At 71.9% G+C, this 26887-nt stretch carries 28 protein-coding genes; 13 read left to right on the top strand and 15 right to left on the bottom strand.

Going from position 1 to position 26887, the window contains the following annotated elements; genetic code table 11:
- The first annotated feature begins 247 nt into the window (after nucleotides 1–247).
- The 5 genes from H283_RS0114015 (at nucleotide 248) to H283_RS27790 (ending at nucleotide 4552) form a co-directional block, all read left to right on the top strand.
- A complete protein-coding gene (locus tag H283_RS0114015) occupies nucleotides 248–1753 on the top strand; it encodes a hypothetical protein (protein ID WP_020144153.1) in 1506 nt (501 codons plus the stop codon).
- A gap of 124 nt (nucleotides 1754–1877) precedes the next feature.
- Nucleotides 1878–2291, top strand: a complete 414-nt coding sequence (locus H283_RS0114010; protein WP_020144152.1) for a PPOX class F420-dependent oxidoreductase — start codon at nucleotides 1878–1880, stop codon at nucleotides 2289–2291.
- Nucleotides 2292–2714: 423 nt separating this feature from the next.
- Nucleotides 2715–3515: an SURF1 family protein gene (locus H283_RS0114005; protein ID WP_020144151.1), complete on the top strand. Its 801-nt coding sequence runs from the start codon at nucleotides 2715–2717 to the stop codon at nucleotides 3513–3515.
- A gap of 82 nt (nucleotides 3516–3597) precedes the next feature.
- Nucleotides 3598–3963 (top strand): VOC family protein, encoded by a 366-nt coding sequence (locus H283_RS0114000; RefSeq protein ID WP_020144150.1) that lies wholly within the window; start codon nucleotides 3598–3600, stop codon nucleotides 3961–3963.
- Between the two features lie 112 nt (nucleotides 3964–4075).
- Nucleotides 4076–4552, top strand: coding sequence for a hypothetical protein (locus H283_RS27790; RefSeq protein WP_196805991.1), 477 nt, complete (start codon nucleotides 4076–4078; stop codon nucleotides 4550–4552).
- A gap of 14 nt (nucleotides 4553–4566) precedes the next feature.
- Here the strand turns inward: H283_RS27790 and H283_RS0113990 are convergent, their stop codons facing one another.
- The 8 genes from H283_RS0113990 to H283_RS0113955 all read right to left on the bottom strand — a co-directional run bounded on the left by H283_RS0113990 (nucleotide 4567) and on the right by H283_RS0113955 (nucleotide 13132).
- Complete coding sequence (locus H283_RS0113990) at nucleotides 4567–6489, bottom strand: ABC transporter ATP-binding protein (protein ID WP_051103658.1); 1923 nt, start codon at nucleotides 6487–6489, stop codon at nucleotides 4567–4569.
- A 96-nt stretch (nucleotides 6490–6585) separates the two neighbouring features.
- Nucleotides 6586–7359: an enoyl-CoA hydratase/isomerase family protein gene (locus tag H283_RS0113985; RefSeq protein WP_020144147.1), complete on the bottom strand. Its 774-nt coding sequence runs from the start codon at nucleotides 7357–7359 to the stop codon at nucleotides 6586–6588.
- 40 nt (nucleotides 7360–7399) lie between these two features.
- The gene (locus H283_RS25210; protein ID WP_020144146.1) at nucleotides 7400–7615 is read right to left on the bottom strand and encodes a hypothetical protein; all 216 of its coding nucleotides are present in this window, start codon (nucleotides 7613–7615) and stop codon (nucleotides 7400–7402) included.
- Nucleotides 7616–7705: 90 nt separating this feature from the next.
- Nucleotides 7706–8419 (bottom strand): hypothetical protein, encoded by a 714-nt coding sequence (locus tag H283_RS0113975; protein ID WP_020144145.1) that lies wholly within the window; start codon nucleotides 8417–8419, stop codon nucleotides 7706–7708.
- Nucleotides 8420–8464: 45 nt separating this feature from the next.
- Nucleotides 8465–10063 carry an ABC-F family ATP-binding cassette domain-containing protein gene (locus H283_RS0113970; protein ID WP_020144144.1) on the bottom strand — a complete coding sequence of 533 codons (1599 nt, stop codon included), beginning with the start codon at nucleotides 10061–10063 and terminating at the stop codon, nucleotides 8465–8467.
- 85 nt (nucleotides 10064–10148) lie between these two features.
- On the bottom strand, nucleotides 10149–10487 hold the full coding sequence (locus H283_RS0113965) for a hypothetical protein (protein WP_020144143.1): 339 nt from the start codon (nucleotides 10485–10487) through the stop codon (nucleotides 10149–10151).
- Nucleotides 10484–11599 (bottom strand): MerR family transcriptional regulator, encoded by a 1116-nt coding sequence (locus H283_RS0113960; RefSeq protein ID WP_020144142.1) that lies wholly within the window; start codon nucleotides 11597–11599, stop codon nucleotides 10484–10486. The genes H283_RS0113965 and H283_RS0113960 overlap by 4 nt, the downstream gene beginning before the upstream one ends.
- Before the next feature lie 42 nt (nucleotides 11600–11641).
- The gene (locus tag H283_RS0113955) at nucleotides 11642–13132 is read right to left on the bottom strand and encodes an MFS transporter (protein ID WP_020144141.1); all 1491 of its coding nucleotides are present in this window, start codon (nucleotides 13130–13132) and stop codon (nucleotides 11642–11644) included.
- A gap of 57 nt (nucleotides 13133–13189) precedes the next feature.
- Here H283_RS0113955 and H283_RS0113950 point away from each other — a divergent pair, with 57 nt between their 5' ends.
- The 4 genes from H283_RS0113950 to H283_RS0113935 all read left to right on the top strand — a co-directional run bounded on the left by H283_RS0113950 (nucleotide 13190) and on the right by H283_RS0113935 (nucleotide 18705).
- Entirely contained in the window at nucleotides 13190–13705 is a 516-nt protein-coding gene (locus H283_RS0113950; protein ID WP_020144140.1) for a helix-turn-helix domain-containing protein, read from the top strand.
- 45 nt (nucleotides 13706–13750) lie between these two features.
- A complete protein-coding gene (locus H283_RS0113945) occupies nucleotides 13751–16444 on the top strand; it encodes a hypothetical protein (RefSeq protein ID WP_020144139.1) in 2694 nt (897 codons plus the stop codon).
- 119 nt (nucleotides 16445–16563) lie between these two features.
- A complete protein-coding gene (locus tag H283_RS0113940) occupies nucleotides 16564–17682 on the top strand; it encodes a peptidoglycan bridge formation glycyltransferase FemA/FemB family protein (RefSeq protein WP_020144138.1) in 1119 nt (372 codons plus the stop codon).
- A 6-nt stretch (nucleotides 17683–17688) separates the two neighbouring features.
- Nucleotides 17689–18705, top strand: a complete 1017-nt coding sequence (locus H283_RS0113935; RefSeq protein ID WP_020144137.1) for an alanine racemase — start codon at nucleotides 17689–17691, stop codon at nucleotides 18703–18705.
- Nucleotides 18706–18807: 102 nt separating this feature from the next.
- Here the strand turns inward: H283_RS0113935 and map are convergent, their stop codons facing one another.
- The gene (gene map, locus H283_RS0113930) at nucleotides 18808–19590 is read right to left on the bottom strand and encodes a type I methionyl aminopeptidase (protein WP_020144136.1); all 783 of its coding nucleotides are present in this window, start codon (nucleotides 19588–19590) and stop codon (nucleotides 18808–18810) included.
- A 74-nt stretch (nucleotides 19591–19664) separates the two neighbouring features.
- On the opposite strand from map, the gene H283_RS0113925 reads away from it, so the two are divergent.
- Both H283_RS0113925 and H283_RS0113920 read left to right on the top strand, forming a co-directional pair.
- Nucleotides 19665–19967 (top strand): helix-turn-helix domain-containing protein, encoded by a 303-nt coding sequence (locus H283_RS0113925; protein ID WP_020144135.1) that lies wholly within the window; start codon nucleotides 19665–19667, stop codon nucleotides 19965–19967.
- 41 nt (nucleotides 19968–20008) lie between these two features.
- Complete coding sequence (locus tag H283_RS0113920) at nucleotides 20009–20362, top strand: VOC family protein (protein ID WP_020144134.1); 354 nt, start codon at nucleotides 20009–20011, stop codon at nucleotides 20360–20362.
- Nucleotides 20363–20381: 19 nt separating this feature from the next.
- Here the strand turns inward: H283_RS0113920 and H283_RS0113915 are convergent, their stop codons facing one another.
- On the bottom strand, nucleotides 20382–21140 hold the full coding sequence (locus tag H283_RS0113915) for a DinB family protein (protein ID WP_020144133.1): 759 nt from the start codon (nucleotides 21138–21140) through the stop codon (nucleotides 20382–20384).
- A gap of 152 nt (nucleotides 21141–21292) precedes the next feature.
- Here H283_RS0113915 and H283_RS0113910 point away from each other — a divergent pair, with 152 nt between their 5' ends.
- Entirely contained in the window at nucleotides 21293–22276 is a 984-nt protein-coding gene (locus H283_RS0113910; RefSeq protein ID WP_020144132.1) for a YafY family protein, read from the top strand.
- Between the two features lie 127 nt (nucleotides 22277–22403).
- The gene (locus tag H283_RS0113905) at nucleotides 22404–23357 is read left to right on the top strand and encodes a neutral zinc metallopeptidase (protein ID WP_020144131.1); all 954 of its coding nucleotides are present in this window, start codon (nucleotides 22404–22406) and stop codon (nucleotides 23355–23357) included.
- Here the strand turns inward: H283_RS0113905 and H283_RS0113900 are convergent.
- Genes H283_RS0113900 through sufC form a run of 5 tightly spaced genes read right to left on the bottom strand, consistent with a single transcriptional unit; the run spans nucleotide 23350 to nucleotide 26887 of the window.
- Entirely contained in the window at nucleotides 23350–23976 is a 627-nt protein-coding gene (locus H283_RS0113900; protein ID WP_020144130.1) for an acVLRF1 family peptidyl-tRNA hydrolase, read from the bottom strand. The genes H283_RS0113905 and H283_RS0113900 overlap by 8 nt on opposite strands.
- Nucleotides 23977–23995: 19 nt before the next feature.
- A complete protein-coding gene (locus H283_RS0113895; protein WP_020144129.1) occupies nucleotides 23996–24322 on the bottom strand; it encodes a metal-sulfur cluster assembly factor in 327 nt (108 codons plus the stop codon).
- The gene (gene sufU, locus H283_RS0113890; RefSeq protein ID WP_020144128.1) at nucleotides 24319–24801 is read right to left on the bottom strand and encodes a Fe-S cluster assembly sulfur transfer protein SufU; all 483 of its coding nucleotides are present in this window, start codon (nucleotides 24799–24801) and stop codon (nucleotides 24319–24321) included. The genes H283_RS0113895 and sufU overlap by 4 nt, the downstream gene beginning before the upstream one ends.
- Nucleotides 24801–26105 carry a SufS family cysteine desulfurase gene (locus tag H283_RS0113885; protein WP_020144127.1) on the bottom strand — a complete coding sequence of 435 codons (1305 nt, stop codon included), beginning with the start codon at nucleotides 26103–26105 and terminating at the stop codon, nucleotides 24801–24803. The genes sufU and H283_RS0113885 overlap by 1 nt, the downstream gene beginning before the upstream one ends.
- 5 nt (nucleotides 26106–26110) lie before the next feature.
- Nucleotides 26111–26887 (bottom strand): Fe-S cluster assembly ATPase SufC, encoded by a 777-nt coding sequence (sufC, locus tag H283_RS0113880; protein WP_020144126.1) that lies wholly within the window; start codon nucleotides 26885–26887, stop codon nucleotides 26111–26113.

Genomic DNA, 26887 nt, shown 5'->3' with positions numbered 1-26887 from the left:
GGTGGGTCCTGCTGCCGTCGTGGGTGCTATGTGCCATTTGGCACGTGGCCCGCTTCGCGGTGGGGTAGCGTGTGCGCCCATTGACGTCGGTCACGTCGTGCTCGATGCCGCAGGTCCCGTTCGATGGGTCGATCTGATGAGTTCTCCAGCCTCTGCAGCGGCAAAGCACGCCACGGACACGTCTGTCACCCACGACGAACGGTCATCCGGCCACAGCCGGCGGCGGCCGTGGCTGTGGGCACTCTTGATGCTCCTGCCGGCCGTCGTCGCGGTACACCTGCTCGCGCTGGCCGCGTTCGCGAGCCCGGCCGTTCGCCTGTCAGCCGATGACTGGTGCGCGGCAGCACGGGTCCACGCGTTCGGCCCGCTGGGGTTCATCGACTACTACTACTCCAAGGTGAACGGCCGGCTGGCCTACCACGTGGCCCAGGTTCTGGTCTTCGCCGACGGGCTCCGTGGGGCTCGTGTGCTGCCGTTCGTCCTGATCGTCACCATGACGGTCGGGATCTTCACCGTGTTGTACCTGGCACTGCGCCACCTGCGGTGGCGATGGCCCGCAGCGGCGGCCGGGCTCCTGGCGGTCGTCGTGTCGGCGCTCACGTTCTTCGCCGGCAACGTGGTGTACCAGATCCTCTTCTGGTCGGCCGCCACCGTCACGCACACGCTCCCGGTGGTCCTCGGCGTCTGGAACGTCGTCCTCCTCATCGTCGCGGCACGCAGCCCGCGGCGGTGGGTGCGCGTCACGGCGGTGGTGCTCGCGTTGTTCATGGGCTTCGTGATCGGATCGCTCGGAGAGGCGTTCTTCGTGGTCGGCGGCGTCTATGCGGCGGCGGCCCTGATGTTTGCCCTGCTGGCGTGGCGCGACCCCCGGGCGCGCTTCCCGATCACGTGGCTCGCTGTGTGGCTCATGGGAACGCTCGCCGGATTCGCGGTCCTGTACTTCTCGCCCGGCCAGCGCGTGCGGACCCGAGTTGCCTACGACCAGGCACAGTCGTCGATCATGTCGGCCCAGGGCTTCTCGGAGGCCGTGCACGGATGGCTCAGCTCCTGGGAGATCATCCTCTCCCAGCCCGCCTACTACGTGGCGATCGTCACCGGGCTCCTCGTCGGTCTGCTCGCCAGCGGCGCGGCTCTGCGCGCGACGTCGCTGCCGTTCGCCGGCGGCTCGTGGACCCTTCCGCGCACGGTGCTCGTGGCGGTGCTGCCGGCTGTGCTGGTGGGGATCGCGTCGTTCGGCGTCATTGCCGGGTTGCGGCAGGGCTACGGACCCAGCGGCTGGGGGTACCAGCGCGCCTGGACGAGCTTCCTGCTCCCCGCCATCGTGACCGCCGCCCTCTACGGTGCCGCGGCCGGCTACTGGCTGGGCCGCCGTGTCCACGCCTGGCAGCGCAACGTGGCCGTTCCGGCCATGGCGGCGTTGCTCGGGGTGTCGGCCCTGTTCAGCACGGTGGCGTTGGGGTCCGTCGTGCCGCGGAACACCGCGCTCGTCCACGAGATGACCGACCGGGCGAAGGCCTGGGACCAGAACACCGCAGCCGTCCAGCGACAGATCCTCGAGGGCAAGCGCGTCGTGCAGTTCACACCGACTCCGATCGCCGCGTCGACCGAGCCTTTCCGCTACATCACCACGCCCGACTGGGCCGGCAACTGCGCCGCGGTCTACTACGGCGTCGACCGGTTGGTCCCTTCCGAGGAATGGCTGTCGACACCAGCCTCCGAGGACTGGAGGGAGCTGCACCCCGCGGCGCGGTGAGCCCGGCGCCCAGCCGTTCGAGCGGTCCTGCCGAGATCCGGTCTGCTCAGCCTGAGGTCTCGACGTTCGTACGGCGCTATCGTCAGTTCCCCCACGTCGACGAAGGGCGCGCCCGATGAGAGACATGGATCCGATCGAGGCACGAGCATTCCTCGCGTCCGGCTCGCGGACCGGAAAGGTTGCGACCGCGTCCATCGACGGTGACCCGCACGTGGCTCCGCTGTGGTTCATCGTCGACGGTGACGACCTGGTGTTCATCACGTCAGCCAGGAGCGTGAAGGGGCGGCACCTGCACGCGAACCCGCGGGCAGGACTTGCGGTGGAGGACGACGCGTTCCCCTATGCGTTCGTGGTCGCCCACGGTCCGGTCACCCTCGATGACGCCGCACCTGACCTACGGCACTGGGCAACGCTGATCGCAGCCAGGTACGTGCCGGGACGGGCTGAGGAGTTCGGTGCCCGCAACGACGCCCCCGGGGAGTGTCTCGTACGCCTTCACATGCGTCGCGTGGTCGGCCAAGCGGACCTGGCGCTCTAGCACGGAGGACTCGCGGTACCAGGAGGCGACCGACGCCATCGCGGTCTACACGTGCGCCTCGTGCGGAGCGACTCGGACGCGCCGGCCCACCACCCCTCCGATGCTACCGCCACCCACGGGGCGACGATCTCGCGTCATGCCTCTCGCGTTCGAGCGTCTACGACAGTGATGACGGTGACTCCCCTCTCCCCTACACCGTCGTCGCGGGGCCCCGGACCGGCCGTTGCTGCTCCGGGGCCTCGGCCATCACCTCGACCAGCGCCCTGGTGGCACGCTCGTGGGGTGGCAAGACACGGGGTGTGCCGGATCCGCCACCACCCGGCCGCAACTCCCTGCCCGACCGATGAAACGACCACGCGACGTCACCGCAGGCAGGGGCGGGGCGATACCCGGGTCCGTCGTGAGGCCGGGTACCGTCGATCCGTGCTTCGACTCTGGCTGACGCGGCGCTGGCTGCTCTGGACCCTCGTCGCGGTCCTCTTCGGGGTCGCCTGCTTCTACCTCGGCCTGTGGCAGTGGCATCGCCATGTCGAGCAGCGGACCAAGGTCGATGCCATCGCCCGCAACTACGGCGCTGCGCCGGTCGCCTTCGCTCCTGCCATGGTCGAGACGCCGATCCCGGCGGAGCGGCAGTGGACCCGGGTGACGCTGACGGGCACGTATGCCGCCGGCGCGGACCTGCTCGTCCGCAACCGGACGCTCGACGCGACGGTGGGCTTCGAGGTGCTGACGCCGCTGCAGACGGGCGACCTGACGCTCCTCGTCGACCGGGGCTGGGTGCCCAACGCGGACGACGCCGAGACCAGTCCACCCGTCGACCCGCCCCCATCCGGCCCGGTGCAGCTCACCGGGTGGCTGCGCACCGGCGAGGTCAGCCTCGGCCGCGACCTGCCTCGGCCACAGATGGCGAGCATCAACATCGCCGACGCGCGGACGCAGGTGCCGTCGCTGAGCCCGGTGGACGCGTACTTAGTCCTCGGCGCGCAGGAGCCGACCGCGGCCGCGGGCGATCACCCGCTGCGCCTGCTGCCTCGCCCGGAGGAGGACCTGGGGCCCCACCAGGCGTATGCCTACCAGTGGTGGCTCTTCATGCCCGGCGGGCTCGTCTTCATCTTCTTCGCCATCCGGCGTGAGGCGGCCACCCGGCGTGCCGAGACGGCCGGCCCCGACGCGGCCCCCGTCAGGCCGAAGAAGGTGCGCATCTGGGACGAGGAGGACGCCTGAGGACCAGTCCTGCCCCGCGCGGAGCCTCCCGGGTGAGAAGGTCGACGTCCGAGCACGCCGTCACACCTTCAGAGGAGCCCGCATGGACATGCGCCTGGAACTCGTCCCCCTCCCGACCACCGACGTCGACGCCAGCCTGGCCTTCTACGCCCAGGGCATGGGCTTCGTCCTCGACCACGACGTCGAGCCGGGCAACGGCATGCGCGTCGTGCAGCTGACGCCGCCGGGGTCGAGCTGCTCGATCGTCATCGGCGTCGGGATGAGCGCACCGGACGCGCCCCGCGTGCAGAACCTGCATCTCGTCGTCGACGACATCGTCGAGGCGCGGGAGACGCTGACCGGCAACGGGGTCGACGTCTCGGAGGTCCAGGACATGGGTGGCGTCAAGTACGCCCACCTCAGCGACCCGGACGGCAACACGTGGGCGCTCCAGCAGCTCTCGCGATGAGCGAGCCCTCGGCACGACGATGACGACCGGCGACACCGCGCCCGACCGACTCCGGCTACTGGTCCGACCGACCGTCACTGAGCAGCGTGCCCACCTGCCCGGCGACAGCCTGGTGTCCGCCGACGTCGTCATGGACCGAGCCTTCACCGTGTCGGGCTCGCCGGAGCGGGTCTGGCCGTGGCTCGTCCAGCTCGGCAGGCGACGCGCCGGCTGGTACCTCCCGCGGGCCGTCGAGCGAGCCGTCCCGCGATCGCGGCGCGCCCTGCGGCACCTCGACCCTGGCCTGCAGGGGCTCGCGGTCGGGGACGTCATCCCCGACTGGGGCGGCGCGGACGCGACCTTCACGGTCGTCGAGCTCGAACCGGCCACGCATCTGCTCTTCGCTTCCACCCGGGGCCGCACCGACCTGACGTGGTGCCTCCGACTGCAGCGGGCCGACGGCGACCGCACGCGCGTCCACCTGCGTCTGCGGCTCGGCCCGGTCCGTCACCGGCGATTGGCCCACAGCCTCGGCGGCCTCGTGGACCTCGTCACCGTGGCCGGCCTCGCCGCCGGACTCGAGGAGCGGCTGGAGCGCGGTCGCGCCTGACCCGACGGCCGTGCTCAGACGTGGTCGAGCGCGTCGCGCTCCAGCCCCGTGAGCTCACGGTCGGCTCGCCCGGGCCGCTCGACGGTCTGGTCGTCGAACTGGGTCGCGTGGAGGTCTGCGTAGAGGCCACCAGCGGCAAGCAGCTCGGAGTGCCGGCCGGTCTCGACGACGCGACCGTGGTCGAGCACGACGATGAGGTCCGCCTGGCGGATCGTCGACAGCCGGTGGGCGATGACGATCGAGGTGCGCCCCTCCAGGGCCGCGTCGAGCGCGCGCTGCACCGCGACCTCCGACTCGGAGTCGAGGTGCGCCGTCGCCTCGTCGAGCACGACGACGTCGGGCGCCTTGAGGAGCAGCCGCGCGATGGCCAACCGCTGCTTCTCACCGCCGCTGAGCCGGTGGCCGCGGTCGCCGACGACGGTGTCGAGCCCCTCGGGGAGCTCGGCGACGAGGTCGCTGATCTGGGCGGCCCGCAGCGCAGCGTGGATCTCGTCGTCGGTGGCGTCGGGCCGCGCGTAGAGCAGGTTGGCCCGGATCGTGTCGTGGAAGAGGTGGGCCTCCTGGGTCACGACGCCGACGCGGTCGCGCAGAGAGGTCATCGTGACGTCGCGCAGGTCGACGCCACCGATGCGCACCGCGCCCTCGCTCGGGTCGTAGAGCCGGGACACGAGCGAGGTGAGCGTCGTCTTGCCGGCACCTGAGGGTCCGACGAGCGCGACGAGGTGGCCGGAGGGAGCTGCGACGGTGACGTCGTGGAGCACGACGCCGCTGCCGCGCCGGTCACCGGACGCCACGGACTCGAGTGAGGCGAGCGACACCTCGTCGGCGGACGGGTAGCGGAACCCCACGTGGTCGAGCTCGACGCCCAGGGGTCCGTCGGGCAGGTCGACGGCACCGGGGCGTTCCTTGACGAGCGGCTCGAGGTCGAGCACCTCGAAGACGCGCTCGAAGGAGATGAGCGCCGTCATGATGTCGACCCGCACGTTGGACAGCGACGTGAGCGGACCGTAGAGGCGGGCGAGCAGAGCAGCCAGGGCCAGGAGCGTGCCGACGGAGAGCGTGCCGTTCACGGCCATGACACCGCCGAAGCCGTAGATCATCGCGGTCGCCAGCGCCGCGACGAGGGTCAGGGCGGCCATGAAGATGGTGCGGTTGAGCGCGATCTGGATGCCGATGTCACGCACCCGGCCGGCGCGCTCTGCGTACTCGGCCTCCTCACGGGCGGGATGGCCGAAGAGCTTGACGAGCAGGGCACCCGCGACGTTGAAGCGTTCGGTCATCCGCGTGCCCATGTCGGCGTTGAGCGTCATCTGGCGGTGCGCGAGGGTCGCGAGCCGCTGGCCCATGAGCTTGGCCGGGACGAGGAAGAGCGGCACGAGCAGCAGCGAGCCCAGCGTCAGCTGCCACGACAGGGCGAGCATCGCCGCGATGACGAGCGCCACCGACACGATGTTGGAGACGACGTTGGACAGCACGGACGTGAACGCCTGCTGCGCGCCGACGACGTCGTTGTTGAGCCGGGAGACCAGCGAGCCGGTCTGGGCGCGGGTGAAGAAGGCGATCGGCTGGCGGAGCACGTGGGCGAAGACCTGGGTGCGCAGGTCGTTGATCAGACCCTCACCGATGCGGGAGGAGTACCACCGAGAGATGACGGTCAGCACGGCGTCGGCGATGGCGATCACCGCGACGACGAGCGAGAGCCGGACGACGACGGACGAGTCCTTCGGGATGACTCCGTCGTCGACGAGGCTCTTGATGAGGAGCGGCACCGTGACGACGAGCACCGAGTCGACGACGACCACCGCCAGGAAGGCGATGATCGCCCGGCGGTACGGCGCGGCGTAGGTCAGGACGCGGCGGCGCGTGCCCGGCGACAGGCTCCGCTCGGCCACCGACGAGTCGCGCGACATCGATCGCATCGCCATCCACGGCTGCATGCCCACGGCACAGACCTCCTTCAGTCCCTTGATCCAACCCCGAGGGACCGACAGCGATTCCCCCGACCCCCAGATCAGCGGGGTCCGGGGCGGGGCTCAGGCGCCGAATCCGCCGAGCATCGCCTGGAGCAGCCCGGTCTGGGCCTCCCGCTCGCGGGCGAGCTGCGCGTCCCGGCCTGCGTCCATCGCGCCCCGCAACAGCGGCTTGAGGGCTCTCAGGGCGGGTGCCGGCGCCGCCAGCAGCGCCTCGACGAGGGAGCCGGTCACGTCCTCGAGGTCCGCCGCCGGTGCGAGCGTGCCGACGAGCCCGATGCTGTGCGCCTCGGGCGCCGAGATCTTGCGCCCCGTCGCACAGATCTCGAGGGCCCGGGCATAGCCCACGAGGTGGACGAGGGGGCCGGTGCCCCCGAGGTCGGGCACGAGACCGAGGCTCGTCTCACGCATGGCGAACCAGGCGTCGAGCGCCGCGACGCGCAGATCGGCCGCGAGCGCCAGCTGGAGGCCGGCGCCGATCGCGTAGCCGTGCACCTGCGCCACGACGACGGCCGGGCACTCCGCCCACGCGGTGAACCCCTCCTGGTAGGCCGCGATCCCACGCTGGACGGCCTCGGGGCCTCCTGCGGCGAGCTGGGCGACGCTCTCCTCCCCGGGCACACCCTCCGGGGTGAACATGGCGGTGTCGATGCCGGCGGAGAAGGCGTCACCGGCTCCGCGGAGGACGACGACGCGTACGTCCTCGGGGACGGACCGCGCCTCGTCGGCGAGCGCCGCCCACAGCGACGGGGTCTGCGCGTTGCGCTTCTCCGGGTGGTCGAGCGTGAGGGTGCGGACCGGTCCGTCGGTCTCGACGACGAGGTGCGGATGCGTCATGGACGCAGGCTACCCGTGGGTCACGGCGAGGCCACCGGGCTCAGGCCGCCACCGCCGGAGCGGGCGCCTGACCGACCGTCGAGCGCGGGACGACGACGCGCAGGACGCCCCAGCCGGTCACCGACGCAGGCTGGACCAGCTCGACCCGGAAGACCCGCGCACAGTCCAGGCACGACCACGCAGAGGTGGGGTCCGGGAACGGAGTCAGGTCCTCGCCCGAGCAGTACGGGCAGGTGAGGTGGTGGTCGGTGGGCATGGCAGACAGTGTCTCGATCGACCCACGCAGATACAATAACCGTCCATTATGTGAGCCCAACTATTTGCTTATGTATGCCCGGGTGCGGGCTCACTGCCCGAGGGCACCCACGGCTCGGGCCACGACGAGCAGCGACGTGAGCAACGCAGCCGTCGCCTCGAGTCCCATGAGGGCCTTGGCCCGGGCCGACAGCGGCATCGTGTCGGTGGGGCTGAACGCGCTCGAGTTCGTCAGGGACACGTAGAGGTAGTCGATGAACTCGGGCCGCCAGTTGCTCCGTGCGCTCGAGGTCGCGGCGACCTCGGTGATCGCGTCCTGGTTCTCGTCCTGCGAGAAGCGCCAGTCGGCCGGCGGGAGCCGGTCGCGCACGACCGTGTGCCGTGCGACCGGTCCGCCACGGTCGATCTCCCAGAAGAGCAGGCCGAAGCCGATGACGTTGGTCAGCCACACCTGCATCCCGGCGAGCAGCAGGGGCATCCCGCCCGGCTCGGACGAGGTGAGGCTCCGCACGAGCATGCCGAGCGCAAAGAGGTTCGTCGCGATGACCAGGCACGCGAGAACGATGGAGACGACCCGGGACCAGCGCGTCTGCCGGACCAGGCGACGCGGGTTCGTCGCGACGAGGGCACCCAGCAGCACGAGCTCGACCACGGGGATGGCCAGCCGGGGGCCGACGAGGAGGCTCTCCGGCAGCACCGCGTACGCCAGCGCCGCCACGACGACCGCGAGAGCCGGCCACAGGCGGTTCTCGCCGGCGCTCGAGCGCGGCTCACGGCGCCGTCGTCGCCTCGCGCTCGATGTCATGGCGCCAACGTAGCCACTGGCGCCCCACGACGAGGGCCGACAGGCTCAGGCCAGCGAGATGAGGTCCAGGTAGTCCGGGCCCCAGAGGTCCTCGACGCCATCGGGCAGCAGGAGGATGCGCTCGGGCTCGAGCGCCTCGACGGCCCCTTCGTCGTGGGTGACGAGCACGACGGCACCCTCGAAGGTCGACAGGGCCCCGAGGATCTCGGCCCGTGAGGCGGGGTCGAGGTTGTTGGTGGGCTCGTCGAGGAGCAGCACGTTGGCCGCCGAGACGACGAGCAGGGCGAGCGACAGCCGCGTCTTCTCCCCGCCCGAGAGCACGCCCGCGGGCTTGTGCACGTCGTCGCCCGAGAAGAGGAAGGAGCCGAGCACCTTGCGCACCTCGGTCTCGCCGAGCTCCGGCGCGGCCGACTTCATGTTCTCGAGGACCGTGCGACCGACGTCGAGGTTCTCGTGCTCCTGGGCGTAGTAGCCGAGGCGCAGCCCGTGACCGGGCTCGACCTCGCCGGTGTCGGGGGTGTCGACGCCCGCGAGCATCCGCAGCAGCGTCGTCTTGCCGGCACCGTTGAGACCGAGCACCACGACCTTGCTGCCGCGGTCGATGGCGAGGTCCACGTCGGTGAAGACCTCGAGCGAGCCGTAGGAGCGGGAGAGCCCGGACGCCCGCAGGGGCGTCTTGCCGCAGGCGGCCGGCTTGGGGAAGCGGAGCTTGGCCACCTTGTCCTGGACCCGCTCGCCCTCGACGCCGGCGAGGAGTCGCTCGGCGCGTTTGGCCATGTTCTGGGCCGCCGTCGCCTTGGTCGCCTTGGCGCGCATCTTGTCGGCCTGCGCCATGAGCGCGCCGGCCTTCTTCTGGGCGTTCTGCAGCTCGCGGCGGCGGCGCTTCTCATCCGTCTCGCGCGCCTGGAGATAGGTCTTCCAGCTGACGTTGTAGACGTCGAGCGCCGAGCGGTTCGCGTCGAGGTGGTAGACCTTGTTGACGACGGCATCGAGCATCTCGGCGTCGTGGCTGATGATGATGAGCCCGCCCTTGTAGGCGCGGAGGTACTCCCTCAGCCAGATGATCGAGTCGGCGTCGAGGTGGTTGGTCGGCTCGTCGAGGAGCAGGGTCTCGTTGCCGGAGAAGAGGATCCGTGACAGCTCGACGCGGCGACGCTGGCCACCCGAGAGGGTGCCGAGCGGTTGGCCGAGGATGCGCTCCTCGAGGTTGAGGGCGCTCGCGATGGACGCGGCCTCGGACTCGGCGGCATACCCGCCCTGAGCCTCGAACTCCACCTCGAGACGGGTGTAGGCGCGCATCGCCTTGTCCCGCACCAGCTCGTCGTCGCTGCCCATCCGCGCCTCGGCCTCGGACCGCTGGCGCACGATGGCGTCCAACCCGCGGGCGGAGAGGATGCGGTCGCGGGCGAGCATGTCGAGGTCGCCCGTGCGGGGGTCCTGCGGCAGGTAGCCGACGGCGCCCGTGCGGGTCACGGTCCCGGCGGCCGGCTGGCCTTCCCCGGCGAGCACCTTGGTCAGGGTCGTCTTGCCGGCACCGTTGCGTCCCACGAGCCCGATGCGGTCACCCGCGTCGATCCTGAAGCTGGCGTCCTCGACGAGCAGGCGCGCCCCGGCACGCAGCTCGATCCCGGTGGCGACGATCACGGCATTCCTCCTATCGGTGCCGCACTACGTCAGCGGCCGGACAACCCCTCCAGTCTAGGAGCCGCGAAGGGGTGCTCTCGACGCGTCATCCCGCCGCCCGCGCCTGGCCGCTCTGCGAGCTCGGGGCCGCGCCGCCCGACGCACCGTCCGTGGCGACGCGCTCCGCGCGGAACGCCGCGTGGCAGGCGTCGCACCCGCACGTCGTCGTCGCGTGCATCGTGCCCGCGTTGCGACGGCTGCCGGGCTCCCAGAGCCGCTCGCGTATGCCGTCCGGCGAGCTCCACGTCGGTAGCAGCGTGGGTGCCGGGTCGGGGTCGGACGTCCCCGCACGGCAGCACCGGCACGGCGTGTAGCCGCCGTTGCCGGACTCGTGCCACGCCTGCTGGTGTCCGCAGCGGCGGCACCCGTGGACGAGGACGCTCACGGACCCGAGGACTCGGCCGCGACGGGCATGAGGACCGAGGTGCCGGCACCCTCGCCGCGGACGGCGAGGGGGCGGTGCGGGCCGTCGAGGACGAGCGTCGGCCGGGCACCGGCGACGGAGAGCGCCTCGTGGAGGAACTCCGGGTCGACGAGGACGTCGGCGACGTCGTCGGCACCTGCGTCGTCCCTGGCGGCCACATGGACGGAACCGTCGCGGACGACGAGCCCGACCGTCTGCCTCTCGACCGGCAGGAGCGCCAGCAGGCCCGCGGCGTCGACCCCCTCGCGACCCGCGTCGGCGGTCACGATGCTCCGGTAGTCGGGGAAGGAGCCCGGGAGCACCGGTGTCGCGACCAGTCCGCCGTCCACGGTCGCGCCCACCCGACCCGGCCGCAGCTCGAGCACGACCTCGGAGTCGGCACCGACGGCGGCGCACGCGTCGGTGACCCGGTCAGCCCACGCGATCGGGACGACCGCGGCCAGCGGTGCGTCCGGCGAGGCCGCCGGGAGTCCGACGATTGCAGCCCAGCCCACCGCGAGTCGGTAGCGGTCGGTGGCGACGCACCGCAGCTCCTCCCCGCACACCTCGACGAGGATGCCGGTGAGCACCCGCAGGTCCACCCCGTCCGGGGCGCCCGCGGCCGGCTCCCCCGGCGCCACGGCGAACCGGACGGACGCCAGCGCCGCCGCGAGCTCTCCGGCACGGACCGCGACCCGACAGGCCTCCGAGCCAGCATGCTCGCGCTCTGCGAGGAGGGCCAGGGTGCGCACGATCTCGCGCCTGGCGTCCGCCAACCCGTCGACGAGGCGCTGCTCGTGGGCGGTGACGACGTCAGCGGCCGTGCCGGACGCACCGCGCGCGTCCTCGTCGAGCACGAGCGCGACCTCGGCGAGCGGCATACCGACTCGGCGCAGTGACGCGAGGAGACGGGCGGCGCGGACCTGCGCGACGGCATACCTCCGGTAGCCCGTCAGGGCGTCGACGTCTGCCGGCACGAGCATGCCCTCACGGTCGTAGAAGCGCAGGGCGCTGGCGGTGAGGCCGCTCCGACGGGCGACCTCCCCGATCGTCAGGAGGCGGGTGTCGGCAGCGGGCTCGGGGTCGGCGGGCATGACGAGAAGACTGGGCCCTCGACCGGGTCGAAGGTCAAGCGGTCAGTGGCTCGGGTCGCCGACGGCGTCCGTGGCGGCCCGTCGTCGATCCGTCACGGTCGTGGCCCACACGACGACGGCCCCGACGAGCGAGATGGCGGCGGTCACCCAGGCGGCGACGTTCCAGCCGGCCACGAGTCCGGACGCTCCCGGACCGGGCCCCGCGTGCGCCGCGACGACGACGGCGACCACCGTGACCCCGATGGACGACCCGAGGTAGCGGGCCGAGTTGTTCGCGCCGCTTCCCATCCCGCCCCGTCCCGCCGGCACGCTCGCGACGGCCTCACGCCCGAGAGCCGCGTTGAGGACGCCGCTGCCCACCCCGGCGACGAGCAGGCCCGGCAGGAACCGGGTCCACGAGGACCCGGGCGTGATCCCCGACAGCGCCAGCTGACCTGCGGCGACGACGACGAGCCCACCCGCCAGCTGCGCCCTGCCGGACCAGGAGGCGGGGAGCCGGCGGGCCACGAGGGCGGCCACGACGCTCGTCCCGGACCAGGCGAGGAAGAGGACGGCGGAGGTCGTCGCAGGCAGACCGAGCGCCAGGGCGAGGAAGCCGGGCAGGAACGAGAGCAGGCCGATCGCGCCCGCACCGGTCGCCAGCGCAGCAGCACTCGCGGCGACGAAGCGGCCGTCCCGGAAGAGGGACGGCTCGACCATCGGGAAGGACGTCCGCCGCTCGGTGACGACGAAGCCGGCCGTCGAGACCGCGCCCACACCGAGCAGGACTAGGACCTCCGGCCGGCCCCACCCGCTGCGACCCTCGACGAGTGCCGCGAGGAAGGCCGAGGTGGCGACGGCGAGAAGCGTCGCGCCCAGCGCGTCGAGCGGTCGACGCTCGTGCGAACGGATCTCGTCCAGCCGGCGTCGCGCGACCGCGGCCAGCACGAGCGCCGCGACGGCGAGGACGACATACGTGTCGCGCCACGACGCCCAGCGGTCGAAGGCGCTCGCGACGAGCGGCCCGAGCGCGATGCCGCCTCCGACGCTCGCACCCCACACCCCGCTCGCGGCCGCCCGGGCCGGGCCGGGCTCGAACCAGTGAGCGACGAGGCCGAGGCTCGCCGCGATGACCGCCGCGGCGCCGATGCCCTGCGCGACCCGGGCGAGGACGAACACGAGCGTGCCCCCGGCGAGGGCTGCGGCGAGGCTCGACACGGCGAGGACGGCCAGCCCGCCCACGAGGACGCGACGCCGACCGCGGTCGTCGGCCAGGGTCCCTGCCGTGAGCAGAGCCGCTCCGAGCCCGATGCCCATCGAGCTGAGGATCCACGTGCGCCCGGCGACGTCCGACCCCAGCGCCGCTGTGACCGATCCGACCGTGGCCAACGGGGCCGTGAATGCGACGAGGGCCAGGACCGTGCCCACCGCGGCCACGGCGAGCGCCCGGCGGGCCTGCTCGCCGGCCGAGGGCGCGGCGGTCGGGGGCGCGGCGGTCGGGGGCGCGGCCGTCCCGCGGGTCGTCCGGGGTGCTGCCTGCCGGGTGCGGCTCATGACGTCCTCCGTGGTCTCGATTGGTCTGTTGAACAGACCACGACGTACATTCATTCCATGGCACTCGGGACGGACTACAGCGGACAGGACTGCTCGCTCGCCAAGGCACTCGAGGTCGTCGGCGAGCGGTGGTCGCTGCTGCTCGTGCGCGACGCCTTCCTCGGCGTCACCCGGTTCAGCGACTTCCGGCGCCGCCTCGACATCTCCAAGGCGGTCCTCACCCAACGGCTCGGCTCGCTCGTCGAGGCGGGCGTCCTCGAGCGCCGGATGCACGGGGGCCACGACGCGTACGTCCTCACCCCCTCTGGTGAGGCGCTCTGGCCGGCCGTGTACGCGCTCATGCGCTGGGGGGACGCCACGACGTCCACCCGGGGTCCGCGGCGCCTCTTCCGCCACTTGCCCTGCGACGTCGACGTCGACGTGTCCGGGCGCTGCCCCGTGTGCCGAGCGACACCGCCGGCGGCCGAGCTCGAGACCCGGCCGGGGCCGGGAGCCGGCACGGACCCGCCCACCAACCCGCTGTCCGCGAGGCTCCGGGAGCCCCACCGCCTGCTGGCGCCGCTGCGCGAGTGAGGGGGCGTAACGCGGGAGACACATCGATGCAGCACGATGTCCCCCATGAACGTCCCCCTGCCCCCGGGTGAACCGCTCAGTGCGGAGCACGCGCGGCTCATCGACTCCCCCGGCCACGACGCCCCGTGGCGGCTCTGGGGCCCCTACCTCTCAGGCCGGCAGTGGGGCACGGTCCGCGAGGACTACTCGGCCGAGGGCAACGCGTGGTCGGAGTTCCCGTTCGACCAGGCCGTGTCGCGCGCCTACCGCTGGGGCGAGGACGGGCTCGGAGGCATCAGCGACCGCTTCGGCTTCCTCAACTTCTCCGTCGCCCTGTGGAACGGCAAGGACCCGATCCTCAAGGAGCGCCTCTTCGGACTGACGAACGAGGAGGGCAACCACGGGGAGGACGCCAAGGAGTACTGGTGGGCCCTCGACGGCACACCGACCCACTCGTGGATGCAGTGGCTCTACCGCTACCCGCAGGCCGAGTTCCCCTACGAGCAGCTGCGACGCGAGAACCGCGAGCGCACCCGCGACGAGAGGGAGTTCGAGCTCGGCGACACGGGCATCCTCGACGAGCACGAGTTCTTCGACGTCACGATGACGTACGCGAAGGCCGGGCCCGACGACATGTGCATCCGGATCACCGCGACCAACCACGGACCGACTGCCGCGCCGCTCCACGTGCTGCCGACGATCTGGCTGCGCAACACGTGGTCCTGGGGCGTCGACGACCGCGTCACCGAGCTACGCGAGATCCGCCGCAACGGACGCCCGACGCGTGGCTACCGCGCCGCCGAGGTGACGCACGGCTTCCTCGGCCGCTACGTCCTCGCCGCGTCCGGCTCGCCGACGACGCTGTTCTGCGACAACGAGACGAACGCCCGCCACGTCTTCGGCGACCACGCGCTCGCCAACCAGTCGCTCTACCCGAAGGACTCGATCAACGAGCGCGTCGTCCACGGGCGCACCCAGGCCGTCAACCCCGGCGGCTACGGCAGCAAGTGCTCGTTCTGGTACCGGTTCGACGCCGTCGAGCCGGGTGAGACGGTCACGGTCGACCTGCGCCTGGCGACCGGCGACCCCGGGCTCGAGTGGTTCGGCGAGCCCTTCGAGGACGTGCTCGGCTCCCGGTCGGCCGAGGCCGACGAGTTCTACGGCCACGTCATCGACGCCTCCCTCGGCGAGGCCGACCGCCACGTCGCCCGCCGGGCCTACGCCGGCCTCCTCTGGGGCAAGCAGCTCTACCGCTACGACGTGCGCCAGTGGGTCGACGGCGACCCGGTCGGCCCCGCTGTCGCCGAGTCGCGGAAGAAGGGCCGCAACGAGCACTGGAAGCACCTCGCCCTCGCCGACGTCATCTCGATGCCCGACGAGTGGGAGTATCCGTGGTTCGCCGCGTGGGACCTCGCGTTCCACACGATCCCGCTCGCCCACGTCGACCCGGAGTTCGCCAAGGAGCAGCTGCTCCTCATGTGCCGCGAGTGGGCCATGCACCCCAACGGCCAGCTCCCGGCGTACGAGTGGGAGTTCGGCGACGTCAACCCGCCCGTCCACGCGTGGGCGGCGTGGCACGTCTACCGCATCGACGGCTACCGCGACCGTGAGTTCCTCACCCGGGTCTTCACCAAGCTGCTGCTCAACTTCGCCTGGTGGGTCAACCGCAAGGACGCCAACGGCAGCAACCTCTTCGAGGGCGGCTTCCTCGGGATGGACAACATCGGCCTGTTCAACCGCTCCGCTCCCCTGCCACCGGGGTTCCGCCTCGAGCAGTCCGACGCGACGAGCTGGATGGCCTTCTACTGCCAGCAGATGCTCAAGATCGCCCTCGAGCTCGCGCGCACCGACAAGGCGTGGGACGACGTCGCGACGAAGTTCCTCGAGCACTTCCTCTCGATCGCCCAGGCGATGCGGCACTTCGGGTCCAGCGACAAGTCGCTGTGGCACGAGGAGGACGGCTTCTACTACGACGTCCTCGTCCAGCCCGACGGCCGCGCGCCGCACATGCGGGTGCGCTCGATGGTCGGGCTGCTGCCGATCCTCGGCGCGACGGAGATCCCCTCGTGGGTCGTCGACGAGTGCCCCGACGTGACGAGCCGCTTCCAGTGGCTCCAGCAGCGACGGCCCGAGCTCGTCAAGCCGATGCTCGCCCGCGAGGACGGCAAGATGCTGCTCACCCTCGTGCCGCCGAAGCGCCTGCGCCGCATCCTCGAGCGGATGTTCGACTCGGAGGAGTTCTTGTCCCCCTACGGGATTCGGTCGCTGTCCGCAGCGACGCGCCAGGCCGTGACGGCGACGCTCGGCAACGAGACCGTCTCCATCGAGTACGAGCCGGGCGAGTCGCGCACCGGCATGTTCGGCGGCAACTCCAACTGGCGCGGCCCGGTGTGGTTCCCCACGAACGTCCTGCTCGCCGACAAGCTGCGCACCTACGGTCGCTACTTCGGTGACGACTTCCGCATCGAGATCCCGACGGGTTCGGGTGACTGGCGCACGCTCGACGAGGCGGCCGACGTCATCGACGGCGGCCTGACGGCGCTCTTCCGCCCCGTCGACGGCCGACGCCCCTCCGACGGCAAGCGCATCGAGTCCTCGCCAGACCCGCTGTGGTCGGCGCACCCGACGTTCTCGGAGTACTTCGACGGCGACACCGGCGAGGGCCTCGGTGCGACGCACCAGACCGGGTGGACCGCTCTCGTCGCCCACCTGCTCAACCCGCGGCTGCCCCCCGACCCGCGCACCATGGGCTGGGCCTGAGCGACACGGCACCCGTCCTCGGTCGGCCCAGCCGTGCCGGGCAGGTCACAGAGGGCGTATGCCGTCCTGCGGGCGAGGCGTGTCGGGTGACCCGTCGCGCTCGGGTAGCGTGAGCCAGCGTGAACGCGCCCATCTCCGTTCGTGACATCTCCGCAGCCGAGCACCTCGCCTGGCTGCGGTCCCAGCCCTCGGCGAGCTTCCTCCAGACGCCGGCCTGGGCCGACGTCAAGAAGGAGTGGCGCGCCGAGTCGGTCGGCTGGTTCGAGGGCGAGGAGATGGTCGGCGCCGCGCTCGTGCTGCATCGTTCCCTGCCGCGCCTCAAGCGGTCGCTGGCCTACGTGCCCGAGGGTCCGTGCATCGACTGGGCGTCACCGCGGCTCGTCGAGCTGCTCCGGGCGCTCCGTGACCACCTCACGTCCAAGGGCGCCTTCGCGCTGCGGCTCGGGCCGCCCGTGGCGACGCACCGCTGGCGCACCGCCACGATCAAGGCCGCCATCGGCGACCCGGCCGTCCGCCGCTACGACGACGCGACGCCCGACGTCGTCGAGCCGTTGGGCACGGCGGTCGTCGCCGAGCTGCAGCGGCTCGGCTTCCGCCACCTCAGCCCCGACGACGGCTTCGCCGCCGGTCAGCCGGAGTACGTCTTCCAGGTGCCGCTCGCCGGCCGCACCGAGGCCGACGTGCTCGCCGGCATGAACCAGCTGTGGCGCCGCAACATCAAGAAGACCGCGAAGAACGGCGTCACGGTCCGGGTCGGGGACGCCTCCGACCTGCCCGCCTTCCACCGCACGTACGTCGAGACCGCCGAGCGCGACCGCTTCACGCCACGTGGGCTCGCCTACTTCGAGCAGATGTACGCCGCGCTGTCCGCCGAGGACCCCGAGCGGATCCGCGTCTACCTCGCCGAGCACGAGGGCGACGTCCTCGCGGCGACGATCTTCATCCGCGTCGGCGAGCACGCCTGGTACTCCTACGGCGCGTCGACGTCCGCCAAGCGCGAGCTGCAGGGCTCGACGGCCATCCAGTGGCGGATGATGCAGGACTCGATCGCAGCCGGCGCCGGTGTCTACGACCTGCGCGGCATCACCAACACGGTCGACGAGTCCAACCCGCACATCGGGCTCATCCGCTTCAAGGTCGGGACCGGCGGCGAGGCCGTGCGGCTCGCCGGCGAGTGGGATCTTCCCCTGAACCGCTTGCTCTACAAGGCATTCGACCTCTACATGAAGCGGCGGTGATCGGCCGTGAGCTTCGTCCTCCACGTCGACGGTGAGCGCTGGCGCGCCGGCCACGACCGTTTTGTCGCCGAGCACCCCGGCGTGGTCCCCGTCGTCAAGGGCAACGGCTACGGCTTCGGCCGCGACCTGCTCTGTGGAGAGGCCGCTCGCCTCGGGGTGTCGATGGTCGCGATCGGCACCTACGCCGAGCTGCCTTCTGCGCTGGGCGCGTTCGGCGGTGAGGTGCTCGTCATGGAGCCCTACCGCGCGGCCGTCCACGCCGACCTGCCCGACCTCGCGAACCGGCGCGTCGTGCACACCGTGACGACCGAGCCAGACCTCGTGAGCCTTCGCGAGGTGCTGGCGGACGCGCGGGTCGTGGTCGAGGGGCTCACCTCGATGAACCGCTACGGGACGCCGGTCGCCGACGTGGCCGCTCTGGCCGGCGTCGCCGACGCCGTCGGGGTCACCCTGCACCTCCCGCTCGGCACGGGCCACGTCGAGGAGATCTCGCGCTTCATCGCCGCCGTCCCTGGCGTGCGGACCTGGTTCGTCTCGCACGTCTCTCCCGCCGAGCTCGCCACTCTCGCAGCGCGTTTCCCGGACCACGAGTTCCGGCCGCGCATCGGCACCGACCTCTGGTACGCCGACAAGGGCTCCTACGAGGTGCGCGCGCACGTGCTCGACGTGCGACCCGTCACCAAGGGCACACGGGTCGGTTATCGACAGCGGGCGGTCGCCGCGGGCCACCTCGTCGTCGTCAGCGGCGGCACGTCGCACGGCGTCGCCATGGAGAGCCCCTCCTCGGCCGCGACCGCGCGGTCGCGTGCCATCGCCGTCACCGAGGGTGTGCTCGAGGCGGCCCACCGGGTCCGTTCGCCCTTCACCGTGTCGGGCGTCATGCCGCGTTTCGCCGAGCCGCCGCACATGCAGTGCAGCCTCCTCGTGCTGCCGGCCGGCGTCGCTCCCCCACGCATCGGCGACGTCGTCCCGGTCCGGATGCGCCTGACGACGACGACCCCGGACGCCGTCGTCGTCTCCTGACACGGCCCGGCGACGGCCTGGCCGGACGACCCGCGACAGCGCCGTGTCGGTGCGGGTCGGTGCGTGTCGGTGCGGGTCGCTGCGGGTCGGCGCGGGTCGGCGCTAGGGCCGCGCCGTCGTCGGGAGGGTGAGGATCTCGGCGCCGTCGTCGGTGATGGCGATCGTGTGCTCGCTGTGGGCCGTGTGGCTGCCGGTGGCGCTCCGGAGCGTCCACCCGTCGGCATCGGTCACGAGCTCGGCGGTGCCGGCCATGACCCACGGCTCGAGGGCGAGCAGGAGCCCGGGGCGCAGCGTGTAGCCGCGTCCCGGCCGGCCGGTGTTCGCCACGTGCGGGTCCTGGTGCATCGTCGACCCGACGCCGTGGCCACCGAACTGCGTGTTGATCGGGTAGCCCGCGTCCGAGAGGACCGAGCCGATGGCATACGAGAGGTCTCCGACGCGGGCGCCCGGCCCGGCCGCGGCGACGCCGGCCGCGAGCGCCCGCTCGGTGGCCTCGATCATCGCGACGCTCTCGGGAGGGCGGGACTCGCCCACGACGAAGCTGATCGCCGAGTCGGCGACCACCCCGCCCAGGTTCACGGCGAGGTCGAGCGACAGCAGGTCGCCGTCGGCGAGCGCCCGGTCGTGGGGCAGCCCGTGGAGCACGGCGTCGTTGACCGAGGTGCAGATGTAGTGGCCGAACGGGCCGCGTCCGAAAGCGGGTGCGTAGTCGACGTAGCAGGAGGCGGCTCCCGCCTCGAGGATCATGGCCTTCGCCCAACCGTCGATGTCCAGGAGGTTGGTGCCCACGACGGCGCGGCCCTTCAGGGCCTGCAGGACGTCGGCGACGAGAGCTCCCGCATCCCTCGCGCGGGGCAGCTGGGAGGGGCTGAGGATCTCGATCATGCGGCGCCTTTCGATGCGGCTGCGTCCCACCAATAACTATCCCGGCCATGGTATCCCGGTCTAGGATCGAGATCATGGTCAGGTTGCCGCTCACACCCGCGGAGGTCGAGCGCGGACAGCGTCTCGGCGCCCTGTTGCGTCGGGCCCGTGGGGACCGCACGATGCTCGAGACCGCCCTCGAGGCAGGGATCTCCCCCGAGACCCTGCGCAAGATCGAGTCAGGCCGCGTGGCCACCCCGGCCTTCCCGACGATCGCCGCGATCGCCGAGGTCCTCGGCCTCTCGCTCGATGCGGTGTGGGCCGAGATCAGCCCGCCCGGGGCCGGCGCCACCCCACGGGGCTCCGGCCCCGACCGTCGGGAGCGCATCGCCTCGTAGGACGTCCGACGGACGAGCGCGCGCCCTGCCATGCTGTCGGCATGGAACACGTCCTCGGCATCGGCGGCTACTTCCTCAGGGCAGCCGACCCCGCGGCCCTCAGCGCCTGGTACCGCGAGGCCCTGGGACTGGACTTCGACGCCAACGGCCTGTGGCAGCAGGAGGCCGGGCCGACCGTGTTCGCCGCGTTTCCCGCCGACACGGACTACCTCGGCGTCCGCACCCAGCAGTCGATGCTCAACGTCCGGGTCGGCGACCTGGACGCCATGCTCGCGCAGCTGCGCGCCGCCGGGGCTGAGGTCGACGCCGAGAGCCAGGACATGCCCGGCGTCGGGCGGTTCGGCTGGGTCACGGACCCGGAGGGCAACCGGATCGAGCTGTGGCAGCCCAGCTGACGACGGCTCCGGCGAGCGGTCAGGCGCCGGTGCCCCCCTCGATGACGTCGAGGTCGCGCACGGCGTAGCGGTGGTGCTCCCACTCCTCCTCGAGGATCGTGTGCAGGCACGAGAGCACCGTCTCGGGGTAGGCCGGGTCGTGCGGGTTCGGTCGGGCCGACGCGAGCAGCTCGGGCGTGACGCCCGCGATGACGTCTCGCACCATCGCGACGCGGCCCGCCCGCACCTCGAGGATGTCGACGTAGGACGGTGCGTCCCGTGCGAGCACGGACACGTCGAAGCCGTCGTCCGCGGTCGCAGCGTCGATCAACCCGTAGGGGTGGTAGGGCTGCTCCTCGTGGAGGATCGCCTTGCGCAGCCACGTGTCCGTGGCCAGCACGAGGTGCCGCAGCGTCTGGGCGAAGGACCACTCGCCGGCGACCGACACGTCCACGGTGCCGGCCGGCATGGTGTCGACACGCGCCAGCGTTGCGGCCCAGGTGCGCTCCAGCGCGTCCCAGGCGGTGGCGAGTCTCTCCGGATCGGTGGCGCGCCGGTCGGCGCGTCCCGGGAAACGACGGTTCAGCTCGGCGTCGACGAGCGGGATCACGTCGACGCCGTCGACGAGCAGGAAGGTCTCGCCGTCGAACAGCCAGGGCGCCTCGATCTCCAGGCCCTCCACTTGCACACCGCGCATGACCACGCCGGAGAGGTCGGCGCCGACGAAGCGGGCACCGCGGAGGTCCGTGTCGACGAACTCCGCTCCGTGCAGGTCGTCGGTCGGGCCGAAGGTTGCCATGAAGCCTCCTCGTCGTACGCCCCACAGGACGACCCAGACTACCCACCCAGCACGGATCCGGCCCGACATCGGAGGTCAGTCGACGGGCTCGACCGTCGCCGCCGAGCGATACCGTCGTCCCGGACGGTCGGCGTCCGGGAGGTGAGAGAGGTATGCGGTACGACACGAGTCCCACGGCACGGGCGCTTCTCGCCCTCGAGGCCATCCAGGACTGCCCCGGCATCACGGCGGAGCGGCTCGGCGCCCACCTCGGCGTCTCGGAGCGCGCCGCCCGCCGCTACGTCGCGATCCTCCGCGAGGCCGACCTGCCCATCGAGTCGGTCACCGGCCCGCACGGCGGCTACCGCGTCGGCCGTGGGCTCCGTCTGCCTCCGCTGATGTTCACGGCCGCCGAGGCGCTCGGCCTCGTCATGGCGGTGCTCGAGGGCCACCGCGGCGCCGCCGACCCGACCGAGCTCGTCGGGGCCGCCCTGTCCAAGATCCTGCGCGTGCTCCCCCAGCAGGTCGCCGAACCGGTGCGGGCGGTCCGTCGCGTCACCGGGCCACCTCCGGACCCGAGCCTGCGCGTCGACCCGGCGCTGACGGCCCAGCTCGTGGAGGCGTGCACGAGGTCGCGCCGGGTGCGTCTCGACTACCGCCTCGAGGACGGCCGGGAGCGGCCCATGGAGATCGACCCCTGGGCCGTCGTCCTGCGCCACGGCCGCTGGTACCTCCTCGGCTGGTCGCACACGAGCGACGCCCGACGCGCCCTGCGCGTCGACCGGGTCCGGTCGGTCTTCACGACGTCGGTGACCTTCGACCCGCCGGACGACCTCGACGCCCTCCGGACGCTGGAGGAGCACCTCTCCCAGGGCTGGCGCCACGACGTCGACGTCCTCCTTCGCGCCGACCTCGACGAGGCCACGCGCTGGATCCCGCGCAGCCTCGGGCGGCTCGAGCCGGTCGATGGCGGGGTCCGGCTGCGCGCCACGACCGACGAGCCCGAGTGGTACGCCCGCCAGCTCGCCGTGACCCCGCTGACCTTCGAGGTGGTCGGGTCTCCCGCGCTCGTCCAGGCCACCGAGGACCTCGCCGCGCGGCTCGTGAAGTCGGCGGGCGCCGCCGACGCCACCCGAGACCGCCCCGCCCATCGCTGACCCGGCCCCACCGGGTACGACACCGTCACGGCAGCTGCGGCAGCGGCCGACGTCCACAGGTCCCCGCGCACTAGGGTGATCTCGACCGGACCGGGGAGGCCCCCGGTCCCGACCCGAGGAGCGGCAGATGAGCTTCAACGACAGCGCCCAGCTCGACACCTCCCAGGTGCAGAGCGGCGGCAGCGGTGGTGGCGGCGGCGGAGGCTTCCCCGGCGGCATCCAGGTCGGCGGAGGCATCGGCGGCCTCATCCTGCTCGTGCTCATGCTCATCTTCGGCGGAGGCAAGATCCTCGGTGGCGGCGGTGACTCCGGCACGGGTGCCGGTGGCCTCCCGTCCCAGCAGCTCGAGAGCAGCCAGGTCGCGGCCGCGGGCCAGGTCGATCAGGGCGAGTTCTCCCAGTGCAAGACCGGAGCCGACGCCAACAAGAACGACGTCTGCCTCATCATCGCGACGGTCAACAGCGTCCAGGACTACTGGGGCAAGACGCTGCCGAAGTACCAGATGAACTACGAGCCGGTGAAGACCGTCATCTACCAGGGCCAGACCCCGTCGGGCTGCGGCACCGCCAACTCGCAGGTCGGTCCGTTCTACTGCCCGCTCGACGCCAAGGTCTACGTCGACGCGAGCTTCTTCGAGGAGCTGCAGAGCAAGTTCGGCGCCGACGGCGGCCAGCTGGCCAAGGAGTACGTCATCGCGCACGAGTACGGCCACCACGTGCAGGACCTGCTCGGCATCCTCGACCGGGCGCAGCAGGACCCGCAGGGCCCCAACTCCGGCGCCGTTCGCATCGAGCTCATGGCCGACTGCCTCGCCGGCACGTGGGTCAAGCACGCGACCGAGACGACCGACGCCAGCGGCACCCCACTGCTCAAGCCCATCACCGAGCAGGACATCACGTCCGCGCTCTCGGCCGCGTCAGCCGTCGGGGACGACCGCATCCAGAAGAAGATGCAGGGCCGCGTCACTCCAGAGAACTGGACGCACGGCTCGTCGGAGGCCCGCCAGAAGTGGTTCCTGCAGGGCTACCAGACCGGCGACCTCAACCAGTGCAACACCTTCGGCGTCGACACCGTCAGCTGACGGCGCCCGGCGCCGCCTCGTCCAGCTCGATGCGCACGGCTCGACCACGGCGCAGCGCCCTCTCGAGCACGTCGCGCTTCGGGTCGGGCAGGTCGTAGAGCTCACGCATCGGCAGCCCCGCCAGGGCGCGCAGGGCCCCGGCGTCGAGGACCTCGCGCACGAGCGTGCGGTCCCCGCCGACGACCAGACCATGAGGTATGCCGTCCGCTCCCGTCGCCGGTGACTCGTCGTCCCCGAGGAGCACCCGTCGCGCGTGGCCGACGACGGCATCGACGAGCTCGTCGGCCTGCTTGCCGCGTCGGCGGGTGAAGCGCTGCTGCGACCAGCCGCCCGCCGCGGTGCGCGACTGCACGTGGCGGGTCCCGACCTTCGAGGCGGTGAAGGCGCCGCCGGAAGCCAGCCCCACGGCATACCCACCGCGCCTGACGAGGATGACGCCGAGGGGCTCGTGGGCGAACGGCGTCGCCACGACGGTGGATCCGTCGGCCGCGCGCGCGGACACGACGACGCCGCCGGGAGTGGTCTCCCCGGCGGCGTCGTAGGTGCCGTGCCGCTCGGCGAAGCCCGCCATCCAGCGGTCGAACCGCCCGGGGTCGACCTCGATGACGCGCGTCGTCACGAGCGCGGGTGGTGCAGGCTCAGAGGTTGAAGCCGAGGGCGCGCAGCTGCTCGCGGCCGTCCTCGGTGATCTTGTCGGGTCCCCACGGCGGCATCCACACCCAGTTGATCCGGTGCGTCGTGACGAGGCCCTCGAGCGCCTGCGCCGTCTGGTCCTCGATGACGTCGGTGAGGGGGCACGCCGCGGACGTCAGCGTCATGTCGATGACGGCGTGCGACTGCGCGTCGACGGTGATGCCGTAGACGAGGCCGAGGTCGACGACGTTGATGCCGAGCTCAGGGTCGACGACGTCGCGCATGGCCTCCTCGACGTCGGCCACGTTGGGCGGGGTGGTGGTCTGGGTCATGACGAAACTCCTTGGGGGGAGGCGGAACTCGTGGAAGTGATGTCGACACCCGCTCGGGCGAGGGCATCGGTGAACGCGGTCCAGCCGAGCAGGGCGCACTTGACGCGCGCGGGGTACTTCGAGACGCCGGCGAACGCGACGCCGTCCCCGATGACGGCCTCGTCGCCGGCCACCTGGCCGCGGGAGGTCAGCATGGCGCGCATCGCCTCGAAGGTCTCGAGGGCCTCGTCGACCCGGTGGCCGATGACCTCCTCGGCGAGGACGGACGCGCTGGCGACGGAGATCGAGCAGCCCTGCGCCTCGTAGGAGACGTCGGTCACGACGGCCTCGGCACCCGTGCCGGAGACGTCGACCCGAAGGGTCACCTCGTCGCCGCACGTCGGGTTGATGTGGTGCACCTCGGCGTCGAACGGGGCGCGCAGGCCCGCGTGGTGCGGGCGCTTGGAGTGCTCGAGGATGAGCTCCTGGTAGAGGTCCATCAGCTCGCCTCCCTCTCGGTGTCGAGCCCGAAGACGACGGGCACCCGGTCGAGCGCCGCGAGCAGCGCCTCGACCTCGGCGACGGTGTTGTGGACGGCGAACGACGCGCGGGTCGTGGCGGTGGCGCCGAGAGCACGGTGCAGCGGCCACGCGCAGTGGTGGCCGACGCGTACGGCCACACCGGCGTCGTCGAGCACCTGGCCCACGTCGTGGGCGTGCACGCCGTCGACGACGAACGCGACGGCACCGCCGCGCGGCGTGCCGACCGCGGGACCGACGACACGCACCCACGGGCGCTCGGCGAGACCGCGCTGGAGCAGGTCGACGAGCGCGGCCTCGTGGGCGTGGACGCGCTCGATGCCGAGACCCTCGATCCACCGGACCGCGGCTGCGAGGCCGACGGCCTGGGCGGCGTTGGGCACACCGGCCTCGAACTTCTGCGGCGCCGGCGCGTAGGTCGACCGTTCCATGGTGACGAGCTCGATCATCGAGCCACCCGTGAGGAACGGTGGCATGACCTCGAGCAGCTCGCCGCGACCCCAGAGGACGCCGACACCCATCGGGCCGTACATCTTGTGACCGCTGAAGGCGATGAAGTCGGCTCCGAGCGTGGCCACGTCGACCGCGAGGTGCGGCACCGACTGGCACGCGTCGACGACGACGAGCGCCCCCACGGCGTGCGCGCGGGCGGCGAGGTCGGCGACCGGGTTGACCGTGCCCAGCACGTTGGACACGTGCGTGAACGCGAAGACCTTGGTGCGCTCGGTGAGCAGGTCGTCGAGCCCGGCCAGGTCGAGCGCACCGTCCGCGTCGACCGGGACCCAGCGCAGGGTCGCGCCCGTACGACGAGCGAGCTCCTGCCAGGGCACGAGGTTGGCGTGGTGCTCCATCTCGGTGACGAGGATCTCGTCACCGGCACCGAGCACGAACCGCTCGTCCTTGGGGTCGTCGGTCGGGGCCGCGTTGGAGAAGGCGTACGCGACGAGGTTGAGCGCTTCGGTGGCGTTCTTCGTGAAGACGACCTCGTCGGCGGGCGCCCCGATGAACGACGCGACGGTCGCGCGGGCGGCCTCGAAGTCGTCGGTCGCCTCCTCCGCGAGCTGGTGCGCGCCGCGGTGGACCGCGGCGTTGTGCTGCTCGTAGAACGCGCGCTCGGCGTCGAGCACCGGCGTCGGCTTGTGCGACGTGGCCCCCGAGTCGAGGTAGACGAGCGGCCTGCCGTCGCGCACCGTGCGCGTCAGGATGGGGAAGTCGCCGCGGATCGCGGCGAGCTCCCCGTCCGTGAACGGCAGGACGTCGGTCATTCGGCTCAGGCCTCGACCGCCGCGGCCGGGGCCGCGGTGAGGTAGCGGTCGTAGCCCTCGTCCTCGAGGCGGTCGGCCAGCTCCGGGCCACCCTCCTCGACGACCTTGCCGTCGACGAAGACGTGCACGAAGTCGGGCTTGATGTAGCGCAGGATGCGCGTGTAGTGCGTGATGAGCAGGACGCCGAGGTCGCTCGAGTCCTTGGCCCGGTTGACGCCCTCGGAGACGATCTTGAGCGCGTCGACGTCGAGGCCGGAGTCGGTCTCGTCGAGGATGGCCACCTTCGGGCGCAGCAGCTCCATCTGGAGGATCTCGTGGCGCTTCTTCTCGCCACCGGAGAAGCCCTCGTTGACGTTGCGCTCGGCGAACGCGGGGTCCATGCGCAGGTTGCCCATGGCGGCCTTGACGTCCTTGACCCACGTGCGGAGCTTGGGCGCCTCGCCGTCGATGGCCGTCTTGGCCGTGCGCAGGAAGTTGCTGACCGTGACGCCGGGGACCTCGACGGGGTACTGCATCGCGAGGAAGAGCCCGGCGCGGGCGCGCTCGTCGACCTTCATGGCGAGGACGTCCTCGCCGTCGAGCGTCACGGTGCCGCCGGTGACGGTGTACTTCGGGTGGCCGGCGATGCTGTACGCCAGCGTCGACTTGCCGGAGCCGTTGGGCCCCATGATCGCGTGCGTCTCCCCCGACTTCACGGTGAGGTCGACCCCGCGCAGGATCTCCTTGGGGCCGTCCTCGGTCTCGACCGAGACCGTCAGTCCCTTGATCTCGAGCGTGCTCAT

It is taken from the genome of Terracoccus sp. 273MFTsu3.1 (assembly GCF_000383675.1).
Classification (GTDB): Bacteria; Actinomycetota; Actinomycetes; order Actinomycetales; family Dermatophilaceae; genus Terrabacter.
The sequence above is the reverse complement of the archived record's forward strand: the minus strand, read 5'-3'. Positions and strand labels throughout refer to the sequence as shown.

Coding starts and splice junctions, on each gene's coding strand:
- H283_RS0113975 (WP_020144145.1), bottom strand. CDS start 8,419: ATGACATCGAGCGCGAGGCGACGACGGCGCCGTGAGCCGCGCTCGAGC.
- H283_RS0113960 (WP_020144142.1), bottom strand. CDS start 11,599: ATGCCCGCCGACCCCGAGCCCGCTGCCGACACCCGCCTCCTGACGATC.
- H283_RS0114015 (WP_020144153.1), top strand. CDS start 248: ATGCTCCTGCCGGCCGTCGTCGCGGTACACCTGCTCGCGCTGGCCGCG.
- H283_RS0113915 (WP_020144133.1), bottom strand. CDS start 21,140: ATGGCAACCTTCGGCCCGACCGACGACCTGCACGGAGCGGAGTTCGTC.
- H283_RS0113925 (WP_020144135.1), top strand. CDS start 19,665: ATGGTCAGGTTGCCGCTCACACCCGCGGAGGTCGAGCGCGGACAGCGT.
- H283_RS0114010 (WP_020144152.1), top strand. CDS start 1,878: ATGGATCCGATCGAGGCACGAGCATTCCTCGCGTCCGGCTCGCGGACC.
- H283_RS0113895 (WP_020144129.1), bottom strand. CDS start 24,322: ATGACCCAGACCACCACCCCGCCCAACGTGGCCGACGTCGAGGAGGCC.
- sufC (WP_020144126.1), bottom strand. CDS start 26,887: ATGAGCACGCTCGAGATCAAGGGACTGACGGTCTCGGTCGAGACCGAG.
- H283_RS0113920 (WP_020144134.1), top strand. CDS start 20,009: ATGGAACACGTCCTCGGCATCGGCGGCTACTTCCTCAGGGCAGCCGAC.
- H283_RS0113905 (WP_020144131.1), top strand. CDS start 22,404: ATGAGCTTCAACGACAGCGCCCAGCTCGACACCTCCCAGGTGCAGAGC.
- H283_RS0113985 (WP_020144147.1), bottom strand. CDS start 7,359: ATGACGCATCCGCACCTCGTCGTCGAGACCGACGGACCGGTCCGCACC.
- sufU (WP_020144128.1), bottom strand. CDS start 24,801: ATGGACCTCTACCAGGAGCTCATCCTCGAGCACTCCAAGCGCCCGCAC.
- H283_RS0113910 (WP_020144132.1), top strand. CDS start 21,293: ATGCGGTACGACACGAGTCCCACGGCACGGGCGCTTCTCGCCCTCGAG.
- H283_RS25210 (WP_020144146.1), bottom strand. CDS start 7,615: ATGCCCACCGACCACCACCTCACCTGCCCGTACTGCTCGGGCGAGGAC.
- H283_RS0113950 (WP_020144140.1), top strand. CDS start 13,190: ATGGCACTCGGGACGGACTACAGCGGACAGGACTGCTCGCTCGCCAAG.
- map (WP_020144136.1), bottom strand. CDS start 19,590: ATGATCGAGATCCTCAGCCCCTCCCAGCTGCCCCGCGCGAGGGATGCG.
- H283_RS0113955 (WP_020144141.1), bottom strand. CDS start 13,132: ATGAGCCGCACCCGGCAGGCAGCACCCCGGACGACCCGCGGGACGGCC.
- H283_RS0113990 (WP_051103658.1), bottom strand. CDS start 6,489: ATGCAGCCGTGGATGGCGATGCGATCGATGTCGCGCGACTCGTCGGTG.
- H283_RS0113885 (WP_020144127.1), bottom strand. CDS start 26,105: ATGACCGACGTCCTGCCGTTCACGGACGGGGAGCTCGCCGCGATCCGC.
- H283_RS0114000 (WP_020144150.1), top strand. CDS start 3,598: ATGGACATGCGCCTGGAACTCGTCCCCCTCCCGACCACCGACGTCGAC.
- H283_RS0113945 (WP_020144139.1), top strand. CDS start 13,751: ATGAACGTCCCCCTGCCCCCGGGTGAACCGCTCAGTGCGGAGCACGCG.